Annotated in this window: 20 protein-coding genes; 6 read left to right on the top strand and 14 right to left on the bottom strand. The window is 60.5% G+C overall.

Annotation, left to right across the window (positions count from 1 at the left end; genetic code table 11):
* Window positions 1-64 precede the first annotated feature (64 nt).
* On the bottom strand, window positions 65-1,651 hold the full coding sequence (gene ctaD, locus BM403_RS22290) for a cytochrome c oxidase subunit I (protein WP_012721504.1): 1,587 nt from the start codon (window positions 1,649-1,651) through the stop codon (window positions 65-67).
* Window positions 1,652-1,709: 58 nt separating this feature from the next.
* Window positions 1,710-2,837, bottom strand: coding sequence for a cytochrome c oxidase subunit II (gene coxB, locus BM403_RS22285; RefSeq protein WP_012721503.1), 1,128 nt, complete (start codon window positions 2,835-2,837; stop codon window positions 1,710-1,712).
* A gap of 368 nt (window positions 2,838-3,205) precedes the next feature.
* Between coxB and BM403_RS22280 the strand changes: the two genes are divergently transcribed.
* Window positions 3,206-3,853, top strand: a complete 648-nt coding sequence (locus BM403_RS22280) for a hypothetical protein (RefSeq protein ID WP_012721502.1) — start codon at window positions 3,206-3,208, stop codon at window positions 3,851-3,853.
* A gap of 68 nt (window positions 3,854-3,921) precedes the next feature.
* Here the strand turns inward: BM403_RS22280 and BM403_RS22275 are convergent, their stop codons facing one another.
* The 6 genes from BM403_RS22275 to BM403_RS22250 form a co-directional block, all read right to left on the bottom strand.
* Window positions 3,922-5,469 carry a SulP family inorganic anion transporter gene (locus BM403_RS22275; RefSeq protein ID WP_012721501.1) on the bottom strand — a complete coding sequence of 516 codons (1,548 nt, stop codon included), beginning with the start codon at window positions 5,467-5,469 and terminating at the stop codon, window positions 3,922-3,924.
* A gap of 85 nt (window positions 5,470-5,554) precedes the next feature.
* Window positions 5,555-6,286 carry a carbonic anhydrase gene (locus BM403_RS22270; RefSeq protein ID WP_043204601.1) on the bottom strand — a complete coding sequence of 244 codons (732 nt, stop codon included), beginning with the start codon at window positions 6,284-6,286 and terminating at the stop codon, window positions 5,555-5,557.
* A gap of 227 nt (window positions 6,287-6,513) precedes the next feature.
* Window positions 6,514-7,572, bottom strand: a complete 1,059-nt coding sequence (locus tag BM403_RS22265; RefSeq protein ID WP_093544855.1) for a PA0069 family radical SAM protein — start codon at window positions 7,570-7,572, stop codon at window positions 6,514-6,516.
* 81 nt (window positions 7,573-7,653) lie between these two features.
* On the bottom strand, window positions 7,654-8,952 hold the full coding sequence (locus BM403_RS22260) for a cytochrome c (protein ID WP_093544852.1): 1,299 nt from the start codon (window positions 8,950-8,952) through the stop codon (window positions 7,654-7,656).
* Between the two features lie 12 nt (window positions 8,953-8,964).
* Window positions 8,965-10,749: a GMC family oxidoreductase gene (locus tag BM403_RS22255; RefSeq protein WP_012721497.1), complete on the bottom strand. Its 1,785-nt coding sequence runs from the start codon at window positions 10,747-10,749 to the stop codon at window positions 8,965-8,967.
* Between the two features lie 2 nt (window positions 10,750-10,751).
* Complete coding sequence (locus BM403_RS22250) at window positions 10,752-11,504, bottom strand: gluconate 2-dehydrogenase subunit 3 family protein (RefSeq protein ID WP_012721496.1); 753 nt, start codon at window positions 11,502-11,504, stop codon at window positions 10,752-10,754.
* Window positions 11,505-11,777: 273 nt separating this feature from the next.
* Between BM403_RS22250 and BM403_RS22245 the strand changes: the two genes are divergently transcribed.
* The gene (locus tag BM403_RS22245; RefSeq protein ID WP_043206094.1) at window positions 11,778-12,434 is read left to right on the top strand and encodes a phosphatase domain-containing protein; all 657 of its coding nucleotides are present in this window, start codon (window positions 11,778-11,780) and stop codon (window positions 12,432-12,434) included.
* A 73-nt stretch (window positions 12,435-12,507) separates the two neighbouring features.
* On the opposite strand, the gene BM403_RS22240 is transcribed toward BM403_RS22245, so the two are convergent.
* Both BM403_RS22240 and prlC read right to left on the bottom strand, forming a co-directional pair.
* Window positions 12,508-12,783 (bottom strand): YheV family putative zinc ribbon protein, encoded by a 276-nt coding sequence (locus BM403_RS22240; RefSeq protein ID WP_012721494.1) that lies wholly within the window; start codon window positions 12,781-12,783, stop codon window positions 12,508-12,510.
* Window positions 12,780-14,879 carry an oligopeptidase A gene (prlC, locus tag BM403_RS22235; RefSeq protein WP_175538095.1) on the bottom strand — a complete coding sequence of 700 codons (2,100 nt, stop codon included), beginning with the start codon at window positions 14,877-14,879 and terminating at the stop codon, window positions 12,780-12,782. Before prlC ends, BM403_RS22240 begins: the two co-directional genes overlap by 4 nt.
* 54 nt (window positions 14,880-14,933) lie before the next feature.
* Here prlC and BM403_RS22230 point away from each other — a divergent pair, with 54 nt between their 5' ends.
* Together BM403_RS22230 and BM403_RS22225 are read left to right on the top strand one after the other, a co-directional pair.
* A complete protein-coding gene (locus BM403_RS22230; RefSeq protein ID WP_064053154.1) occupies window positions 14,934-15,476 on the top strand; it encodes a gamma carbonic anhydrase family protein in 543 nt (180 codons plus the stop codon).
* On the top strand, window positions 15,473-16,132 hold the full coding sequence (locus BM403_RS22225; RefSeq protein ID WP_046035874.1) for an HAD family hydrolase: 660 nt from the start codon (window positions 15,473-15,475) through the stop codon (window positions 16,130-16,132). Before BM403_RS22230 ends, BM403_RS22225 begins: the two co-directional genes overlap by 4 nt.
* A gap of 85 nt (window positions 16,133-16,217) precedes the next feature.
* On the opposite strand, the gene BM403_RS22220 is transcribed toward BM403_RS22225, so the two are convergent.
* Window positions 16,218-17,261, bottom strand: a complete 1,044-nt coding sequence (locus BM403_RS22220) for an aminopeptidase (protein ID WP_012721490.1) — start codon at window positions 17,259-17,261, stop codon at window positions 16,218-16,220.
* Window positions 17,262-17,403: 142 nt separating this feature from the next.
* Here BM403_RS22220 and BM403_RS22215 point away from each other — a divergent pair, with 142 nt between their 5' ends.
* Window positions 17,404-17,826 (top strand): PA0061/PA0062 family lipoprotein, encoded by a 423-nt coding sequence (locus BM403_RS22215; protein ID WP_093544846.1) that lies wholly within the window; start codon window positions 17,404-17,406, stop codon window positions 17,824-17,826.
* Here the strand turns inward: BM403_RS22215 and BM403_RS22210 are convergent, their stop codons facing one another.
* Complete coding sequence (locus BM403_RS22210) at window positions 17,827-18,066, bottom strand: DUF1161 domain-containing protein (protein ID WP_010207769.1); 240 nt, start codon at window positions 18,064-18,066, stop codon at window positions 17,827-17,829.
* Window positions 18,067-18,212: 146 nt separating this feature from the next.
* A complete protein-coding gene (locus tag BM403_RS22205) occupies window positions 18,213-18,644 on the bottom strand; it encodes an OsmC family protein (RefSeq protein ID WP_012721488.1) in 432 nt (143 codons plus the stop codon).
* A gap of 218 nt (window positions 18,645-18,862) precedes the next feature.
* On the opposite strand from BM403_RS22205, the gene BM403_RS22200 reads away from it, so the two are divergent.
* Window positions 18,863-19,864, top strand: a complete 1,002-nt coding sequence (locus tag BM403_RS22200) for an LLM class flavin-dependent oxidoreductase (RefSeq protein WP_046035871.1) — start codon at window positions 18,863-18,865, stop codon at window positions 19,862-19,864.
* Between the two features lie 151 nt (window positions 19,865-20,015).
* Here BM403_RS22200 and BM403_RS22195 read toward each other — a convergent pair whose 3' ends face one another.
* The gene (locus BM403_RS22195; RefSeq protein WP_012721486.1) at window positions 20,016-20,243 is read right to left on the bottom strand and encodes a DUF1161 domain-containing protein; all 228 of its coding nucleotides are present in this window, start codon (window positions 20,241-20,243) and stop codon (window positions 20,016-20,018) included.
* Window positions 20,244-20,287: the final 44 nt, after the last annotated feature.

Genomic DNA, 20,287 nt, shown 5'->3' with positions numbered 1-20,287 from the left:
GACACACCGCCATCGGGGGCAAGCCCCCTCCCACATTGGCCGTGTACGCAGTGCCAAGGCGTGTTCATTTGACCTCCGGCGGCGTCGTGAAGGTGTGGTACGGCGCAGGCGAGGGGATGCTCCACTCCAGGCCTTCGGCGCCATCCCACGGTTTGGCCGGCGCAGGCGCGCCGCCACGGATGCACTTGATCACGATGAACAGGAAGAAGATCTGCGTAGCACCAAACATGAAGGCGCCAATCGACGAAACCATGTTGAAGTCGGCGAATTGCAGGTTGTAGTCCGGCACCCGCCGCGGCATGCCCGCCAGCCCGACGAAGTGCATCGGGAAAAACGCCATGTTCATGCCCACGAAAGACAGCCAGAAGTGCAGCTTGCCCAGGGTTTCGTCGTACATGTGGCCGGTCCATTTCGGCAGCCAATAGTAGGCCGACGCGAAGATGCCGAAGATCGCGCCGGGCACCAGTACGTAATGGAAGTGCGCCACCACGAAGTAGGTGTCGTGATACTGGAAGTCCGCTGGCGCAATCGCCAGCATCAGCCCGGAAAACCCGCCGATGGTGAACAGAATCACGAAGGCCACGGCGAACAGCATGGGCGTCTCGAAGGTCAGCGAGCCCTGCCACATGGTACTGACCCAGTTGAAGACCTTCACCCCTGTCGGGACGGCGATCAGCAGGGTGGCGTACATGAAGAACAACTCGCCCACCAACGGAATGCCGACCACGAACATATGGTGCGCCCACACGATGAACGAGAGGAACGCGATGCTCGCCGTGGCGTAGACCATCGAGGTGTAGCCAAACAGCGGCTTGCGCGAAAAGGTCGGGATGATCGAGCTGACGGCGCCGAAGGCCGGCAGAATCATGATGTACACCTCGGGGTGGCCGAAGAACCAGAACACATGCTGGAACAGCACCGGATCACCGCCGCCGGCCGCACTGAAGAAGCTGGTGCCGAAGTGGATGTCCATCAGCATCATGGTCACGCAACCGGCCAGCACCGGCATCACCGCGATCAGCAGGAACGCAGTGATCAGCCAGGTCCAGACGAACAGCGGCATTTTCATCAATGTCATGCCGGGTGCGCGCAGGTTGAGGATGGTCGCGACCACGTTGATCGCGCCCATGATCGAACTGATGCCCATCAGGTGGATCGCAAAGATGAAGAACGTCACGCTTTCCGGCGCGTAGGTAGTGGAGAGCGGGGCGTAGAACGTCCAGCCGAAGTTCGGCCCGCCGCCCGGCGTGAAAAGCGTCGAGACCAGCAGCAGGAACGCCGCCGGCAGCAGCCAGAAGCTGAAGTTGTTCATGCGCGGCAGGGCCATGTCGGGCGCGCCGATCATCAATGGGATCATCCAGTTGGCCAGGCCGACGAACGCCGGCATCACCGCGCCGAACACCATGATCAGGCCGTGCATCGTGGTCATCTGGTTGAAAAACGCCGGCTCGACAATCTGCAGGCCGGGCTGGAACAGCTCGGCCCGGATCACCATGGCGAACGAGCCGCCGAGCAGGAACATGGAGAAGGCAAACCAGAGGTACAGGGTGCCGATGTCTTTGTGGTTGGTGGTCAGCACCCAGCGCATCAAGCCCTTCGCGGGGCCGTGGGCATGGTCGGCGTGACCATGGTCATCGATCACAGCGCTCATGGCCGTTCTCCTGCAAGCAAGTGGGCGGGGCGGGTCGAGGTAAACGCCTTGGAATAGGTCATTTGCTTTCCGCCTGCTTGATGGCCAGCACGTCTTTAGGCGTGACCATGTCGCCTTTGTTGTTGCCCCAGGCATTGCGCTCGTAGGTCACTACGGCGGCGATATCCACTTCCGAAAGCTGCTTGCCGAAGGCCGCCATCGCGGTGCCGGGCTTGCCGTGGTAGACGAGGCTCAGGTGGCCTTCCTTCGGTCCGGTGGCAATTTTCGAGCCCTTGAGTGCCGGGAACATCGGTGGCAGGCCCTGGCCTTCGGCCTGGTGACAGGCCACGCACGTGGTGTGGTAGACCTTGTCGCCACGGGCTACCAGCTCTTCCAGCGTCCACTCTTTAGAGGTCAGCTCCTTGAGCTTGGCGGCCTCTTCCTTGCGCTCGCCCAGCCAGGTTTCGTAGTCGGCCTTGGACTTGACCTCGACCACGATGGGCATGAAACCGTGGTCTTTGCCGCACAATTCGGCGCACTGGCCACGGTAGATGCCAGGCTTCTCTACGCGGGTCCAAGCCTCGTTGACAAAGCCTGGGATGGCGTCGCGCTTGACCGCAAACGCCGGTACCCACCAGGAGTGGATCACGTCGGCGGCGGTCACCAGAAAGCGCACCTTGGCCCCCACCGGCAACACCAGCGGCTGGTCGACTTCCAGCAGGTAGTGTTCGCCTTTGGTGGCCTGGTTGTGGATCTGCTCGGCGGGCGTGGCCAGGTTGCTGAAGAACTCCACATCCTGGCCCAGGTATTTGTAATGCCACTTCCATTGATAGCCGGTGACCTGGATATCGATATCCGACTCACTGCTGTCGTAGATATTGATCAGGGTCTTGGTTGCCGGAATGGCCATCGCGATCAGGATCAACAACGGCACGACGGTCCAGAGAATCTCCACGGTGGTGCTCTCGTGGAACTTGGCCGCAACCTGCCCCGTGGACCGGCGATGAACAATCATCGACCAGAACATCGCGCCAAACACGATGATGCCGATCACCACACAGATCCAGAAAATGGTCATGTGCAGGTCAAACACAGCGTGACTGACTTCTGTCGCCCCTGGCGCCATATTCGTTGTCCAGGCGGCGTGCGCCTGGCCGAATACCGACCACAACAGGAGGCCCATCCAAACGTGTGGATGTCGCATCATTGCGGGTTCCCCTTATCGTTCTTGTTATCCCGCCGGTATGCACCTGCGTCGAAGGGAGCGGCTTCCATACTGCTTACAACCGCTTAGCCTTGCCTGCTTATGCAGTCTGGCGTCATCAGCTAATCGCGTACAAATCCGAGTATAGACACGCTCTGCAACCCCGCAATGTGTAGGGGTAAATGAGCAAAAATGAGGTGTTTCAGGCTAATGAAATAGGCGGCGGAATCGTTTATCCCGTTATCTATCGCGATTCGATATAACGCCCGCGCATAACCATGAAATAATTATGACAAATGCGTCTGAGGCGCTCGTATAAACGAGCTACCTTATCCTCTCCCTATTCCTACGCCTGCATGACTGGAGCCTTCATGAACACCGCCGCATTGCGCGAGCAGATTTCCCGTGCCCATCAACACGAAGCCAGCACGGGCCAGCTGGCCCAGCAACTGGAAAAACAATTGCCGCACCTGCATTCGGCCATCGCCCTGGCTGACGGTGATCGCAACATTGTCATGGCCCGCTTTGTGACCGCCTACATCGACCTCGTCCCGGAGTTGCTGGACGCCGCCAACGATGTGGCCCGCGAGGCCGGTATCGAAAGCCAGATCAAGCCGGTGCTGAAGATCGCCGAGCATTTTTTCCTGCAACCACCCGCTATCCTGGCCGGCCATGAAGGGCTCGATGGCCTGCTGGACGAGGCTTACCTGGCTCATCGCCTGGTGGAAGAAGTAAACGATCTGTATATCAAGCATTTCGGTCAGCCGTTGATTCCGGCGGATACCACCGTGGCCAATGTCATCGCCCATCAACTGATCGGCGAAGCGTTTGCCAACCAGCTGGATGAAGCGGTGCACCACGCGGTGGATGAAATGCTCAACGAAGAGAGCTTTGCGCTGGAGTCGGTCGAGGCCTATCGCGAGCAACTGAAGAGCCCGGACACGGAAGCGGCGTGGAAGCGCTGGCCGTGCCTGTCGCGGCAGTTGGGGGTTGAGTTGGCGTTGGATCAGCCGGCTTAAACTTTCAGTCTGACGCGAACCAAATGTGGGAGGTGGCAAGCCCCCTCCCACATTTTTATCCGGTTTCGTCAGCCAGTAGAAGCCGCCGAACCTATCCCGGTCGTCGTCCTCACCCGACCTTCCAACCGGCGCTTCAACCCACGCGCCTCGATCACCAGCCTTGAACCCTTCGCCGCATTCGCCCGTCCCCACTCCTCCAGCAACTCCAGGCAGGAATGGTCGATATAGCTCAAGTTATTGAGCGGCACATGCACAGTGCTTCCCGCAGGCACCGTCGACAATACCTGGGTCAACGCCGGCACTTTCAGAAAGGTCGCCGCACCGATCAGACGCAGCTCCATCTCACCGTCCTGGGGCAAGTCGATCAAGCTGACCTTAAGCCGTGACGCCTTGAGCGCCAGCTTGACCAGCGTCAACCCGAAGCCCACCAGAACGCCGGTCAGCAGGTCGGTAAAGATGATCGCCAAAGCCGTCGCCGCATACGTAAACATCGGCATCCGCCCATAGCGCCCGAGGGCTTTGAACGCCTTGATGTCGACCAGCTTGATCCCGGTGTACACCAGCACGCCGGCCAGGCTCGCCACCGGAATGCTTTGCAACACACTCGACAGCAGCAATACAAAGCCCAACAGCCACACACCGTGGAACATCGCCGACAGGCGGGTGGTAGCACCGGCCTGTACGTTGGCCGAGCTGCGCACGATCACACCGGTCATCGGCAGTGCACCTACCAGGCCGCACAGCATGTTGCCTACACCTTGAGCAGACAATTCCTTATCGAAATCGGAACGCTGCCCGCTGTGCATGCGGTCTACCGCGGCGGCGGAAAGCAACGTCTCGGCACTCGCGATAAACGCCACGGCGAAGGCCGCAATCAGCAACTGCGGATCGGCAAGGTTCAGCAGATCACTGGGGCGCAGCCAATCGATGGCATCGGCAAGGTTCTCCGGGACTTCCACACGCTTGACCTGCAATGCCAGCACCAGGCTGACGACGGTGGTCAGCCCCACACCCAGCAAGGCGCCGGGCACAAAGCGCAGCTTCTGCGGGCGGAATTTATCCCAGACGTACATCACCAGCATCGTCGACAAACCGAGCAATCCTGCCTGCCAGCCCAAGCCGCCACCCAAGGTCGGGATCGCCTCGGCCAACGCCGCCGGGAAACCCGCCAGGTTATCCAGACCCGAAGGCTTGGGCGCGCCATCGAGCATCACGTGTATCTGCGATAACACGATCAGCACGCCAATGCCCGCCAGCATGCCATACACCACTGCCGGCGCCGTGACGCGGAACCAGCAACCCAGGCGCAGACGCCCGGCCACCAGCTGCAGGAAGCCTGCCAGCAGCAGGATCGGCCCAAGCATCATCATCCCATGCTGGCGCACCAGCTCGAACACCAACACCGCCAGACCCGCCGCCGGGCCGCTGACCTGCAACGGCGAGCCGGCCAGCCAACCCACCACCAGGCCCCCGATGATCCCAGTGATCAGGCCCTTGGCCGGCGGCATGCCGGAAGCGATTGCAATGCCCATGCACAGGGGCAGGGCGACCAGAAACACGACCACCGAGGCGAGTAGCTCTCGAGGTATTACAGCTTTCAATTGAGCAGCACGCATGATGACTCTCCCGAGGCATTTACCGGGCGCGGTAAAGCCTGGCTGCGTCCATGGCAGCCACCGCTTTACCCGGCAGGGAAGTGTTTTAGAAGCGCGCTTTAGGCGTCGCGGAAGGAATTGGCCCTTCGCCGCCCAACGGTCGGAACGCCGACTGGTCGGCATCGTAGGCGCGGATTTCGCTGGTCTCGATGTTGTAGATCCAACCGTGGATAAACAGTTGACCATTGGCCATGCGCGAGGCCACGGAAGGGTGGGTACGCAAATGCTGCAGTTGGGCGATGACGTTTTCTTCGGTCAGCACCTTCATGCTTTCGCCTTCATTGGCGCAGTCGCAGTTGTCCTCGACCATGGACTTGGCGACCTCGGCGTGCCGCAGCCAGGCCCTTACCGTCGGCATTTTCTCCAGGCTGGCGGGATTGAGGACCGCCCGCATAGCGCCGCAATCGGAGTGCCCGCAGACGATGATGTGCTGCACACCCAAGGCGAGAACCGCGTACTCGATGGCCGTGGAAACACCGCCGTTCATCTGGCCGTATGGCGGCACAACGTTGCCGACGTTACGCGTTACGAACAGGTCGCCCGGTGAGCTTTGGGTAATCAGCTCAGGCACGATGCGCGAGTCCGCGCAGGTGATAAACATCGCCCGTGGGCTCTGCGCCGTGGCGAGTTTCTTGAAGAGTTCTTCCTGCTGTGGGAAGACGTCGTGATGGAAATGCAAAAAGCCGTCAACGATATGCTGCAGCGCTGCATCGGCGGTTTCAGCCACCGGAGAGGCAGAAGCCGACGCAGCCAACGGCTGTTTATCCTTGTCACTCATGATTCATCCTCTTGATTAATGCAGGGGGAGTTTTCAGCTCAGTTCGACGTCAGGCCAAGGCAATAGTTGTAAACGCTACAAACCGGGCCGCCGACTCATCAGTCACTCGCTGAACAAGGTAACCGTCGAAACTTAACTCAAACTGAATGAACCGCTCTATCTCGCGGCTTTCAGTGATATCAAAACGCGACCATTCCCACAGGGATGTCGCCTTTTACCTCTTCAGTCTACAACAAAGCCATCTGCCTGCCCGGTGGACAAAAGGCGCTGCAATCGAGATTGAAGCCTTCCCGCCGGTTGAGCCCCAGGCGCTTGATCGCCTTGCTGAAGCGCTGCGCCAGCAAATCGGCAAACGGCCCTTCGCCACGCATGCGCACGCCGAAGCGGCTGTCGTAAACCTCACCGCCGCGCACCTGACGCACCAGGCTCATCACGTGGGCCGCGCGTTGCGGGTAATGCGCCGCCAGCCACTCCTCGAACAACGGCGCCACCTCCAGCGGCAGCCGCAGCATCATGTATGCGGCACTTTGCGCGCCTGCGGCATGGGCTTCGGTTAACAGGCTTTCCAATTCACTGTCGTTGATCATCGGGATCATCGGCGAGCACAGCACGCCCACTGGGATCCCGGCGTCACGCATCACCCGAATCGCCCGCAACCGCGCCTTGGGCGCCGCCGTGCGTGGCTCGAGGATGCGCTTGAGTTCATCATCCAGGCTGGTGAGGCTGATCATCACGGCCACCAGTCGCTGGCGGGCCAGCTCGGTGAGCAGGTCCAGGTCGCGCAAAATCAGTGAACCCTTAGTGATGATGGTCACCGGGTGGCGATAACGCAGCAGCACTTCCAGGGTTTGCCGGGTGATGGTGTACTCGCGCTCGATCGGCTGGTACGGGTCGGTATTGGAACCGAGGTTGATCGGCGCACACACGTAGCCCGGCTTTGACAGTTGCTGCTCCAGCACCTCGGCAGCGTTGGTCTTGGCGATCAGTTTGGTTTCGAAATCCAACCCCGGCGACATGTCCCAATAGGCATGGCTGGGCCGGGCATAGCAGTAGATGCAGCCGTGCTCGCAGCCACGGTAGGGGTTGATCGACCGATCAAACGGCAAGTCCGGCGAGTTGTTGCGGGTGATGATGGTCTTGGCCGTTTCGATGCGCACTTCGGTGCCCTGGGTCGGCGGCACTTCCTGGAACCAGCCGTCGTCTTCGGCCACGCTGACAGTGGGCGCAAAGCGGTTGTGCAGGTTGGTGGCCGTGCCCCGGCCTCGGGGTGGCAGCGGAGTAGACATGAAAGCGCCTCGATACTGTTTTTATATACAGTATCGAGGCGCGAGGTTTCTGACCAGTGCCGTTTGGCGGCCAGGGAGGGATCAGTGCTTTTGCGTCACTTGTCCCAGGTCATCGCCGGAGGTGGTACGCATGTCGTTCTGGCGCAGGTTCTCCACGTCGCTGGCGGTCACCGGCGCGCCTTTATTGCCCCAGCTACCCCGGATGAAACTGACCACGTCGGCCACCTCCTGGTCAGACAGGCGCCAGGCGAACGCCGGCATGGTGAACGTCGACGGCGCCGCGTGGGTAGCCGGCAGAGTACCGCCGTTCAACACGAGGTTGATCAACGATGTGGCATCCGCCGTCTGCAACACCGGGTTGCCCGCCAACGCCGGGAACACGCGTGTATAACCATGGCCATCGGTACGGTGGCAGGCGGCGCAGTTGTCGATATACACCGAGGCGCCGCGCTGGCGGTCATCGCCTTTCCACAGGGCATCCGCTACCTGCTTGTCGTACGGGTGCGGCTGATCCTTGGGGTCCACCGCCGGCAGGCTCTTGAGGTAACGGGCGATAGCCGTCAGGTCATTTTCCGACATGTACTGCATGCTGTGGACGACAACATCGCTCATGCCACCAAACACCGCACTGCGATCACTGCGACCGGTCTTGAGAAATTGCACCAATTGCTCCTCGCTCCAACTGCCGAGGCCGTCCTTGTGGTCACCGCGCAGGCTCTTGGCAATCCAGCCTTCCAGTGGCGCGCTGCCGGACAGGAAGGCGTTGCCGTCAGTGGCGCTCAGGGCTTTTTCCTGCATGGTCAACGCCCGTGGCGTATGGCACGCGCCGCAGTGGCCGAGGCCTTCCACCAGGTAAGCGCCACGGCTGATCACCGGATCGGCAGCGGCCTGCACCGGATGCTCTTCGACAGACGGGGCAAACATCCATCGCCACGCCGCCAGCGGCCAACGCATGCTCAAGGGCCAGGGAATATCGCTGTCCTTGTTCTCCTGGGCGACCGGCTCAACACCCTTCATGAAATAGGCGTACAACGCCTGCATATCGCTGTCACTGACGCGTGCGTAAGACGGGTAGGGCATTGCCGGGTAAAGCGTACTACCGCTCTTGGCGACGCCATGGCGCACGGCCTTGTCGAAGTCTTCGAAGCTGTAGTCGCCCAGGCCGGTCTTGTGCGGGGTGATATTGGTGGAATAGATCACACCGATGGGGGTTTCCATCGGCAGCCCGCCGGCAAAGGGTTTGCCGCCCTTGGCGGTGTGGCAGGCCACGCAGTCACCGGCGCGGGCCAGGTATTCCCCTTGCTTGATCAAGTCGGTTTCAGCGGCGCTCACCGAGCAGCTGCTGAACAGGGCGAAGGTCGCGATAACAAGTGCTTTCATGGTCATCGCTCCTTATGCCTGAACCAGTGGGCCGGGGTTTTTCAGGTACTGCTCGCGGATCGCACGGGCCGACCAATAGGTCAGCGCCGCCACCAAGCCGGTAGGGTTGTAGCCCAAGCCTTGTGGGAACGCGGAGGCGCCTGGGACAAACACGTTGTGTACATCCCAGCACTGCAGGTAACGGTTCAACGCACTGGTTTTCGGGTCGGTGCCCATGATCGCGCCGCCATTGAGGTGGGTGGTCTGGTAGGACGCCGTGTTGAAGTGTTCACCGACCTTTTTGCCAAGCACGGCAATCGCCTTGGGGTTCATCGCCTCAGCGACCTTGCCCATTTTCTCGACCATGAAGCGGTTCATCTTGATGTCGTTTTCCTGCCAATCGAACGTCATCCGCAGCAGCGGCAGGCCGTAGGCATCGCGGTAAACCGGGTCCAGATCCAAGTAGTTGCCCCGGTAGGATTGATGGGCGCCATGGGCATCCATCGACACTTGGTGGGTGTAGTAATCGGCGGTGGCGCGCTTCCACGCGCTGCCCCAGGCCGGGGTACCCGGCGGGTTGGAGGTGCCGGCAATCGGTCGGCTGCCGGCCTGGTTGACCCACATCGGCGAACCGCCCACGAAGCCGTGAGGCCCGTGGTCGAAGTTATCGGCGTTGAAGTCATCGATGGCCACGCCATTACCGCCCGCACCGATGAAGTTGTTGGTGTGGGTGTCCTTGTCGAAGAACGCCTTGATGGTCGCCATGTTCTGGTAGGCGAAGTTCCTGCCCACCACGCCCTCATTGGTAATCGGGTCGTAGGGCTTGCCGATGCCCGACAACAACATCAAGCGCACGTTGTGAAACTGGAAGGCACCGAGAATCACCAGGTCCGCCGGCTGCTCGCATTCGCGACCCTGGGCGTCGATATACGTCACGCCGGTGGCCTTGCTCTTGGTGCTGTCGAGGTTGACCTTGAGCACGTGGGAATTGGGCCGCAGCTCAAAGTTCGGCACCTGGCGCAGCGCCGGCAGGATGTTCACGTTCGGCGAAGCCTTGGAATACATGTAGCACACGTAGCCACTGCAGAAGCCACAGAAGTTGCACGGGCCCATCTGCGCGCCGTAGGGGTTGGTGTAAGGCCCCGATGTATTGGCTGACGGCAGGTTGTAGGGTTTGTAACCCACGCTGGCAGCCGCTTTCTGAAACAGCTGTGCGGAGACGGTGTTCTTCTGCGCTTCCAGTGGGAACGGGTTGGAGCGATCCGGTGCATACGGGTTGCCGCCACGGCCTTCGCCTACTCGCTGACCTTTCACGGTCCAGGCTTGGCCGGAGGTGCCGAAGACTTTTTCCGCGTAGTCGAAAAACGGCTCCAGCTCTTCATAGCTGACGCCGAAGTCCTGGATGGTCATGTCCTTGGGAATGAACTGTTTGCCGTAGCGCTCTTCGTAATGGCTGCGCATACGCAGCTCGATCGGGTCGACCCGGAAATGCACGCCCGACCAGTGCAGGCCCGCGCCCCCCACGCCATTGCCCGGCAAAAACGCACCTAACTGACGGTTAGGCAGGGCAACGTCATTCACGCTGTGGCGAATGGTCACCGTCTCTTTGGAGATGTCCTGGAAGAGTTTCTTACGCACGCTGTAGGTCAATTCGTCGATGACCTGGGGATAGTTGCCGTCCGGGTAAGTGTCCTGCATCGGGCCGCGCTCCAGCGCGACCACGTTGAGACCTGCTTCCGTCAGTTCCTTGGCCATGATCGCGCCGGTCCAGCCGAAGCCTACGATCACTGCATCCACTTTCTTCATGATGGTCGCCACGCTTATGCCCTCTCGCCACGGATTGAAACGGCCGGGAAGGGGTACTGCTCGTTGCGTTCCACCCAGTCCATGAAATCGGCGCGGGCGCCGGGGAAGCCGATCATGGTCCAGCCGACCATGCCTTTGTTGCCGCCGTGAATCGGGTCGCAGAAGAACCCTTCCTTGGTGTTTTGCAGCAACAGATTGAAGAATATCTTCGGCGGCACCGCCTCGAAATGCGCAGCAACTTCGCCTCCGCCAGCCTCCAGGCGGCGCAACATATCGTCTCGGGTAGCGCTGTCTTGCGCAGCAAAAACCTTACCGTTGAACGCCTTCGACCAGGCATCCGTCGCGGCAATACCCAAGCGGTAGATCTCCTTGGGGACCAATTTGCTCTGCCAACCCATTTCCGGCGGCGCATCGGCGTTGAAAGGGCCTTGCATGAACCACAGGGCTCCGCTGGCATACGGCGTATTCATCTGGCGGTCGATGTATTCCGGCGCACCGGCTTCCAGGGCACCCGGGCCTTGGGCGTCAGCGGGGATCAAACGCTCGACGGCGGCGTTGATAAACGCCCATTCCTCGGCCGTGAAGTAAGTCGGCTCGTAGGCTTTTTCGTCAGCCACAGGCTTGGCAGGCGCAGCCTGGACGGGTTCAGGCGTCGCCATCAGCATCGAACCGCCAAGGCCGGTGCTGGCAACCGTGACCACCGGGATCAAGGTCAAGGATTTGCGCAAAAAGTCACGCCGGGGGTTGTCTTGATCTTGATCAGACATGGTGGCACCTCATCATGTGGTCACGGGTTTATCAGCCGCTTCTGGGAGTGGCTTGGTGTTTTTGAGCAGCGAGTTGGATCCAAAAGATCCAAGGAGATAGAACGCAGCAGCAATCAATAGTTACAAATGATAGCAGGCTAAGGATGTAGAGAATCGTTTCAGCGACTAAAGACTGAGGGATTCACGATTCTTTGACGGGCACCTCACGCCTCATTGACCCCCGGCAGACGAAGCTGAACACCCTCTCCACCCTTCTGCCCGGTCATGTCACAGATGCTCAAGAATCAATGGTTGTCGGGTGTGGGCCTCGCGCTCGTGGCACTCTTCACCAGCGCTTACGCCCACGCCGACGAGCCCACGTCCATCCGTTCAGCCGAATGGGCGCAGCCTGTGGGCAACCAATACAACCTTCACCAGATGACGCCCACGCTCTACCGCAGCGCGCTACCGGACGGCAACGCGGCGCCTCTGCTGGAAAAACTGAAGATTGGCACCGTGATCAATTTCCTACCGGAATCCGATGCCGATTGGCTCAAGTCCCCCAACATCCGACAGGTACAGCTGAGTTATCGCACCAACCACGTAGATGACTCCGACGTGCTGGCGGCACTGAGAGCTATCCGGGAAGCCGAGGCCAACGGCCCTGTGCTGATGCATTGCAAGCACGGCTCTGACCGTACCGGCCTGATGGCGGCGATGTATCGGGTAGTGATCCAGGGATGGAGCAAGGAAGATGCCTTGAACGAAATGAGCTTGGGCGGTTTCGGCACCAGCAATGGCTTCAAGGACGGCGTTCGCTACATGATGCGCGCCGATGTCGACAAGTTGCGCACGGCGTTGGCGAGTGGCGATTGCAGCACCAGTGCATTTGCGCTGTGTTCGATGAAAGATTGGATCACGACAACGGGCAAGGACGAAAAAGCACCGTAGTGCACGTGCTGTGAGAGCCGGACGTGCCCGCGGCGCAGGCAAGCCCGCTCCCACAGGGAGCGGGCACCAGACGTTACTCTTTCTTGAGCTTCGGGTTGGGGAAAAACTGCACCGCCTGCACCTTAGGGTCCGCAGGCGCTTTCAACGCCGAGGTATTCACCCGCGTCCCCAACTCCTTGGGCACCGACAGCCCCTGGTCATTGAGGGTGTCGGTATAACCGCAGGCCACACACTCGCGATGCGGTACGTTGTCCTCAGTCCACATCTTCAGCTTGTCCGGCTCACTGCACGCCGGGCAGACCGCCCCGGCGATAAATTGCTTTTTGGTAATCACAGGCCCTTCGCTCATGCTGCCGCGTCCTCACTCAGGCCGCTGTGGCGCAAGAGTGCGTCAATCGACGGCGCCCGTCCGCGGAAGTCGACGAACAGCACCATCGGTGCCTGGGAACCGCCACGTGCCAGGATGGCTTCGCGGAACGCACGGCCGGTCTCGGCATTGAGCACGCCGTCTTCCTCGAACTTGGAGAAAGCATCCGCCGACAGCACTTCGGCCCACTTGTAGCTGTAGTAACCCGCTGCATACCCCCCGGCAAAGATATGCGCAAAGCTGTTAGGGAAGCGGTTGTAGGCCGGCGGACGCATCACCGATACCTCATCGCGCACGCCTTCAAGCACTTGCGCCACGCTGCGGCCATCACCGTGGGTGGCATGCAGTTCGAAGTCGAACAGCGAGAATTCCAGCTGGCGCACCATCATCAGGCCGGACTGGAAGTTCTTGGCTGCGAGCATTTTTTCCAGCAGGTCCTGGGGCAGTGGCTCACCGGTTTCATAGTGACCGGAGATCAGCGCCAGGCCCTCCGGCTCCCAGCACCAGTTCTCCATGAACTGGCTCGGCAACTCCACCGCATCCCAGGCCACACCGTTGATGCCGGACACGCCAGCGTGTTCAACACGCGTCAACAGGTGATGCAGGCCGTGGCCGAACTCGTGAAACAGCGTGGTGACTTCATCGTGGGTCAGCAGGGCAGGCTTGCCGCTGTCGGCCGGGGTGAAGTTGCACACCAGGTTGGCCACCGGGCTTTGCAGCACGCCGTCAATCGTGCGGCGACGGTCGCGGGCGCCGTCCATCCAGGCACCGCCGCGCTTGTTGGCGCGGGCGTACAGGTCGAAGAAGAAGCGGCCGACGTGCTGGCCGTTTTCCTTGATTTCAAACAGGCGGACATCCGGGTGCCAGGTGTCGAAGCCTTTCTGCTCGGCGATCTCGATGCCGTACAGGCGCTGCACGATGGCAAACAGGCCGCCGAACACTTTGTCGATCGGGAAGTAAGCGCGCAGGGCTTCCTGGGACACGCTGTAGCGTTGTTCACGGAGTTTTTCGCCGTAGAAACCGCTGTCCCAGCTTTGCAGGTCGGCGCAGCCTTGTTCGGCGGCGTAAGCCTTGAGCTGTTGCAAGTCCTGGGCGGCAAACGGCTTGCTGCGCTTGGCCAGGTCACGCAGGAAACTCAGCACTTGGTCGCTGGACTCGGCCATCTTGGTGGCCAGGCTCAGTTCCGAGAACGACGCGTAACCCAGCAACTGAGCCAGCTCCTGACGCAGGTCGAGGATCTGTTCCATCACCGGGCCGTTATCATGCTGACCGGCATTCGGGCCTTGGTCCGACGCACGGGTGCAGTAGGCCGCGTAGACTTCTTCACGCAGGGCGCGGTCCTGGGCGTAGGTCATCACCGCGTAGTAGCTCGGGAACTCCAGGGTGATCAGCCAGCCGTCGAGGCCTTTGGCCTGGGCAGCGGCAGCCATCTGCGCCTTGGCCGAATCGGTCAGGCCGGCGAGGGTGGCCTCATCGGTCACGTGTTTGGTCCAGGCCTGGGTGGCGTCCAGCAACTGGTTGGAAAACTTACTGCCCAGCTCGGACAGTTTGCTTTGCACTTCGGCGTAGCGTTTTTGCTGCTCGGGCGGCAAATCGATACCCGACAAGCGGAAGTCGCGCAGAGAATGTTCCAGGATGGTTTTTTGCGCCACGTCGAAACCGGCGGCTTCCGGGCTGTTGGCCAGGGCTTCAAAGGCCTGGAACAGCGCACGGTTCTGGCCCATCTCGGTGGAGTAGGCGCTCAACGCCGGCAGGCAGCCTTCATAGGCTTCGCGCAGTTCGGCACTGTTGCACACGGCATTAAGGTGGCTGACCGGGCTCCAGGCGGCGCCCAGGCGGTCGTTCAGTTCATCCATGGCCAGGACCAGGCCGGCCCACGTCGGGTTTTTACCCTGGCTTTGCAGGATGCCTTCGATGGCAACGCGGTTGTCGGCGAGGATCTGTTCGATGGCCGGCTGGACGTGCTCGGCACGGATCGCCGAGAACGGCGGCAGGTCGTAGGACTGCAGAAGAGGGTTGTTCGCGCTCACGGTTGGCACCTTGGCTGAAGAAACAGGTAAGAACAAAGATGGGGCCATCTTAATTACAATCAACGTCCACCGCAGCTATCAGCAGAAGAGAGAGAGGCTATCGTGACCCTTCGCACCTATCAGAACCACACGCCGGCCCTGGGCGCCGGGGCTTTTGTCGATATTTCGGCGGTGGTGATCGGCGATGTCGAAATCGGCGCCGACAGCTCGGTCTGGCCACTGACCGTGATCCGTGGCGACATGCACCGCATCCGCATCGGTGCGCGCACCAGCGTGCAGGACGGCTGCGTGCTGCACATCACCCATGCAGGCCCCTTCAACCCGGACGGTTTCCCGCTGTTGATCGGCGACGACGTGACCATCGCCCACAAAGTCATGCTGCATGGCTGCACCGTGGGCAGCCGCATCCTGATCGGCATGGGCAGCATCGTGATGGACGGCGCCGTGGTTGAGGACGACGTGATCATCGGCGCCGGCAGCCTGGTGCCGCCGGGTAAGCAACTCGAAAGCGGTTTTTTGTATGTCGGCAGCCCGGTTAAACAGGTCCGCCCACTGACTGACAAGGAACGCGCCTTTTTCACCTACAGCGCCGCGAACTACGTGAAGCTCAAAGACTTGCACCTGGCTGAAGGATTCGACCGATGAGCCTGCCTTACCAAACCGTGCTGTTCGACCTGGACGGCACCCTCACCGACCCGCGCGAGGGCATCACCCGCTCGATCCAGTACGCCCTCGGCAAGCTGGGTATCGACGAGCCGGACCTGAGTAAACTGGAACACTTCATCGGCCCGCCGTTGCTGCAAGCCTTCATGCAGTTCTACGACTTCGACGAGGCCAAGGCCTGGGAAGCGGTGAATTTCTATCGCGAGCGCTTCAAGGTCACCGGCCTGTATGAAAACCGGGTATTCGACGGCGTGATGCCGCTGTTGGAAGACCTGGGCAGCCAGGGCCGCCAGCTCTATGTGGCGACGTCCAAGCCGTGGATATTTGCCCGCGAGATCGCCCGGCATTTCGATTTCGCCAAGCACTTCAAGGTGATCTACGGCAGCGAATTGGACGGCACGCGTACCAATAAGGTCGAGCTGATCGCGCATTTGATCAGCGAAGAAGGCCTGGACCCGAGCACCACCCTGATGATTGGTGACCGCAAGCATGACCTGATCGGTGCGCGCAGCAATGGGCTGGATTCGGCGGCGGTGGGGTATGGGTTTGGCAGTTTTGAAGAGTTGAATGCCGAGGCGCCGACTTGGCATTTCGAGACCCTGGCACAGATGCATCAGGCGTTTTTGCAGCGGTCTTGAGACTGCCATCGGGGGCAAGCCCCCTCCCACAGTTGATCTGTATACGCCGTTCAAATGTGGGAGGGGGCTTGCCCCCGATGAGGCCCTAGAGGCCACCCCCTTCCAACTGCCTCAACGCCGCCTTGCGCTGCCCCACCGGCAACCCACCCAGCCTCTCCACCGCCGCATAAAACCTCACCCAATCCCCACCTTCCCGCGCAAACAACGCCGCAAACGCCGGCACCCACTGGTCATACAACCCAAACGGCAACAGCCGCGCATTGTTCATGGGCTGGTTGATCCAAGCGTCATAACGCTTATCCCCGCCCCACTGGTGATCGCGCATGTGCCGATATTCGGCGCGCAAACGCTCGAACTGATCCGCCTTGGCCTGACGCATCGCATCAGCTGCCAACGGTTGGGCGTAGAGCTTTTCCAAACGTTGACGGGTATCGAGGACTAACTGGATAAATTGATCACGCTGCTTCGACGTCGATAAGCTATCCGCTGCCAAACCGCGTGCAGCACGCCACTGGCGCGTACCCTCCTGCTCGACAAAATTGGCAAACGACTCGTTGAACTCGGTGTCGTCCTTCACATAGAAACGCTGGTGCGCCAGCTCGTGGAAGATCAGCGTGGCCAGGCGCTCATCACCCCAGTTCATCATTGAATTCATGATCGGGTCGTTGAACCAGCCCAAGGTGGAATAGGCCTCGACGCCACCGATCGACACATCCATGCCCTGCTGCTTCAACAACGCGGCTTCGCCACGCGCCGCGCCCTGGTTGTAGTAACCGCGATAGGCCACACAGCCGGCGATGGGGAAGCAATGGGTTTCGGGTGACAGGGAAAACTCCTGCGTGGCAAAGACGTTCCAGACCACATAGGGCCGGCCGATGTCGGCATACAACCTGTAACTCTGGTTGTCGGGCAGGTGCAGGTGTTCACTGGCGAACGTGCGCGCCTTTTGCGATTGCGCCAGATGCTCGCGCAATAACGCTGGGCGGGAAGGGTCGGCAATCACCTGCGCCACCGGCTCCCGGGCGCGTAGCAATTGCCACTGACCACTGGCCAACTGGCCGTAATAACTGACACTGGAGCAGCCGCTGAGCAGCACAACCATCAACCCTGGAAGAAAACGCCTGACCATGCCCCGACCGCTCCTGGGTAATTTGCTCGCCAGACTATCGCGCCCGCACGGAATTTTTTCATCGCATGACGTGTTTATACTCATAGGGAGTCTGCTGCCGTCGGCGCCGGGCTCAATTCTCTCTTTCCGTCGAGTGCCTGCCATGCGTCAGCTCTTGTTTCCCGTCGCCGCCCTGTTCCTCAGTGCCTGCACCACCACGCCCGTACCGCCGGTGGACCCGCAGCAAACCTGGGTCGATTTCACCACGCCTACGCCGGGGTCCAAGCTGGTGATGGCGCAGCGCCTGGACGGCAAGAACCTGGATGACGGGCGTTTCTTCCAGTTCCCGCCCGGCCATCATGAACTGATGGTGCGTTTCGACTTTGAAGTGCCCGCGGGCGGCGGTTTGGGTGGGCTGAGCCAGATGATGTACCGCACCTGCTTCATGACCCTGGAATACGATCACTTCCAGGCCGGCCAGCGCTATGTGCTGGAAGGGCGCTCGCTGGCCTTCACACCCAATATCCGGTTGTATGACTCGGCGCGTCAGTTGCTCGCGGAAGAACGCAGCGTCAACTGCCTCTGATCAGTCGTTGTTCTTCTGGTAGACGATGGCCTTGGTGCCGTTCTCACAGCTGCCGACAACCATGGCGCTGTCGTGCTTGTCGGCTTCTTCCTTGCTGACGATCTCCAGGGTGTAGGACGGAACCGCGTTAGCCTGGATCTTGACCTCGATCTCTTTCCTGAGCTCTTCGCAGTCTTTTGGTGCGGCCACAGCCGAGGTGGCCAATACACCGCAGATGATTGCCAAGGCAAAACGTTTCATGTTTGAAGCTCCCTGAATGCATTGCGCACGAGTGTGCGGCTAAGGCTGCATGGTAATAGGACCACACTTACAAAACACGAGTTCTGATCCAACGCAGAACTAAATGTGGGAGGGGGCAAGCCCCCTCCCACATTGGACCTGCTGCGTTAGCCAACCAAGGTGGCATCCAGGCTGATTTTCGCGTTCAGCACCTTGGACACCGGGCACCCTTCCTTGGCCTTTTTGCTCAGTTCATCGAACTGCGCCTGGCTCGCGCCGGGAATCTTGGCCTTAAGGATCAAATGCACGGCGGTGATCGCAAAACCACCTTCAACCTGGTCCAGGGTCACTTCAGCCTGGGTGTCGATGCTGTCAGCCTTGAGCCCGGCATCGCCAAGAATCATGGAAAACGCCATGGAGAAACAGCCGGCATGGGCTGCGCCGATCAATTCTTCCGGGTTGGTGCCCTTGCCGCCCTCGAAACGGGCCTTGAAGCCGTAGGGCGCTTCACGCAGCACGCCGGTTTCCGTGGAAATGGAACCCAGGCCAGTCTTCAGGTCACCTTCCCAATGCGCGGATGCTTTTTTAACGATACTCATAGCGGTCTCCTCGAACGGTGGTTTTGCTTCAGTAAGGGTTCTGAGGATAGACGGCCCGGCAAAGTTCATCTTGTCGGAGAAACCTAGCGATTTAGTAGGAAATTTCTACGCTCGCTATTGAATCTCGGGTATATGCCCTCATTGCATAGAACATGCACATGAAGCGGCAGGTTTTGGTTCGTCTAAGAAGCCTGCGCCCCCATTGGAGAAGCAGGCTTATGAAATCGTTGTCCGACGTAAAGTTCTCGACCCTCGACCTGGTGCCCGTGCGGGCCAACGGCAGTCCGGCGCAGTCGCTGCGCAATTCACTGGACCTGGCCCAGCACGTGGAAAAGTTCGGCTACAACCGTTTCTGGGTGGCTGAACACCACAACATGGACGGCATCGCCAGCTCGGCCACCTCGGTGTTGCTGGGTTACCTGGCCGGTGGCACTTCGACCATTCGCGTCGGTTCCGGCGGTGTGATGCTGCCCAACCACGCGCCTCTGGTGATTGCCGAACAGTTCGGTACCCTCGAAAGTCTCTACCCCGGCCGTATCGACCTGGGCCTGGGCCGCGCGCCCGGCTCAGACCAGATGACCGCCCGTGCCCTGCGCCGTGAACGCTCCGGCAGCGCCGATGACTTCCCGGACGATGTAGCCGAATTGATGGCCTACCTCGGCCCACGTACGCCTGACCAACGGGTGATCGCCGTGCCGGGCACCGGTACCAACGTACCGGTGTGGCTGCTGGGCTCCAGCCTATTCAGTGCACAGCTCGCCGGTGAGCGCGGTTTGCCTTACGCCTTCGCCTCGCATTTCGCACCGCGCCTGATGCATGAAGCGATCCGCGTGTACCGCAACCACTTCAAGCCTTCGGCCGTGCTGGAGAAGCCCTACGTGATGCTCGGCATTCCGTTGGTTGCGGCGGACACCGATGAACAGGCGGACTACTTGGCGACCTCCGTGTACCAACGCATTCTCGCGCTGATGCGCGGGCAGAGCCTGGTGCAGCGCCCTCCGGTCGACAGCATGGATGGCCTGTGGTTACCCCATGAAAAAGAGGCGGTCGGCAGCTTCCTCGGCCTGGCGATGGTCGGTGGCCCAGCGAAGATCCGCGCCAAACTGGAAGTGTTGATCGAGCAAACCGGCGCCGACGAGCTGATTTTTACCAGCGACCTGTACGAACATGCTGACCGGATTCATTCCTACGAGCTGCTCGCGCAAGTAATGAAGGGCTAAATCCCACGCGAAAAAAACCGACGCACTTGTGGCGAGGGAGCTTGCTCCCGCTGGGCTGCGTAGCGGCCCCAAAAAACGGGAGTGCTGCGCACTCCAGCGGGAGCAAGCTCCCTCGCCACAAGTACGTCGGTTTTATGTCCGGAGCACGAGGTTAACCGCGCTTGTAGGCGATTTCCTTGGTGCCGGCTTCGCAGCTGCCGACTACGGTGTAGCCATCGGCTGCAGCGCCTTTGTCCACCACTTCCAGCGAATAACCCGAAGCGCCCTTGGCGTCGATTTTCGCTGCAATCTCGCTTTTCAGCTCTTCACAAGGCTTGCCCGCCGCCAGGGCTGTGCCGGCAATGCTCAACAAACCTACCGCTAACAGGAACTTCTTCATCCGTTACTTTCCTTGCGCTGATCAAAAAGAGCGTGCCGACGCTC

Source organism: Pseudomonas sp. OV546 (assembly GCF_900116845.1).
Taxonomy (GTDB): Bacteria; Pseudomonadota; Gammaproteobacteria; order Pseudomonadales; family Pseudomonadaceae; genus Aquipseudomonas; species Aquipseudomonas petroselini.
Note: the sequence above shows the minus strand (reverse complement) of the source record. Positions and strands in the feature narration are given on the sequence as shown.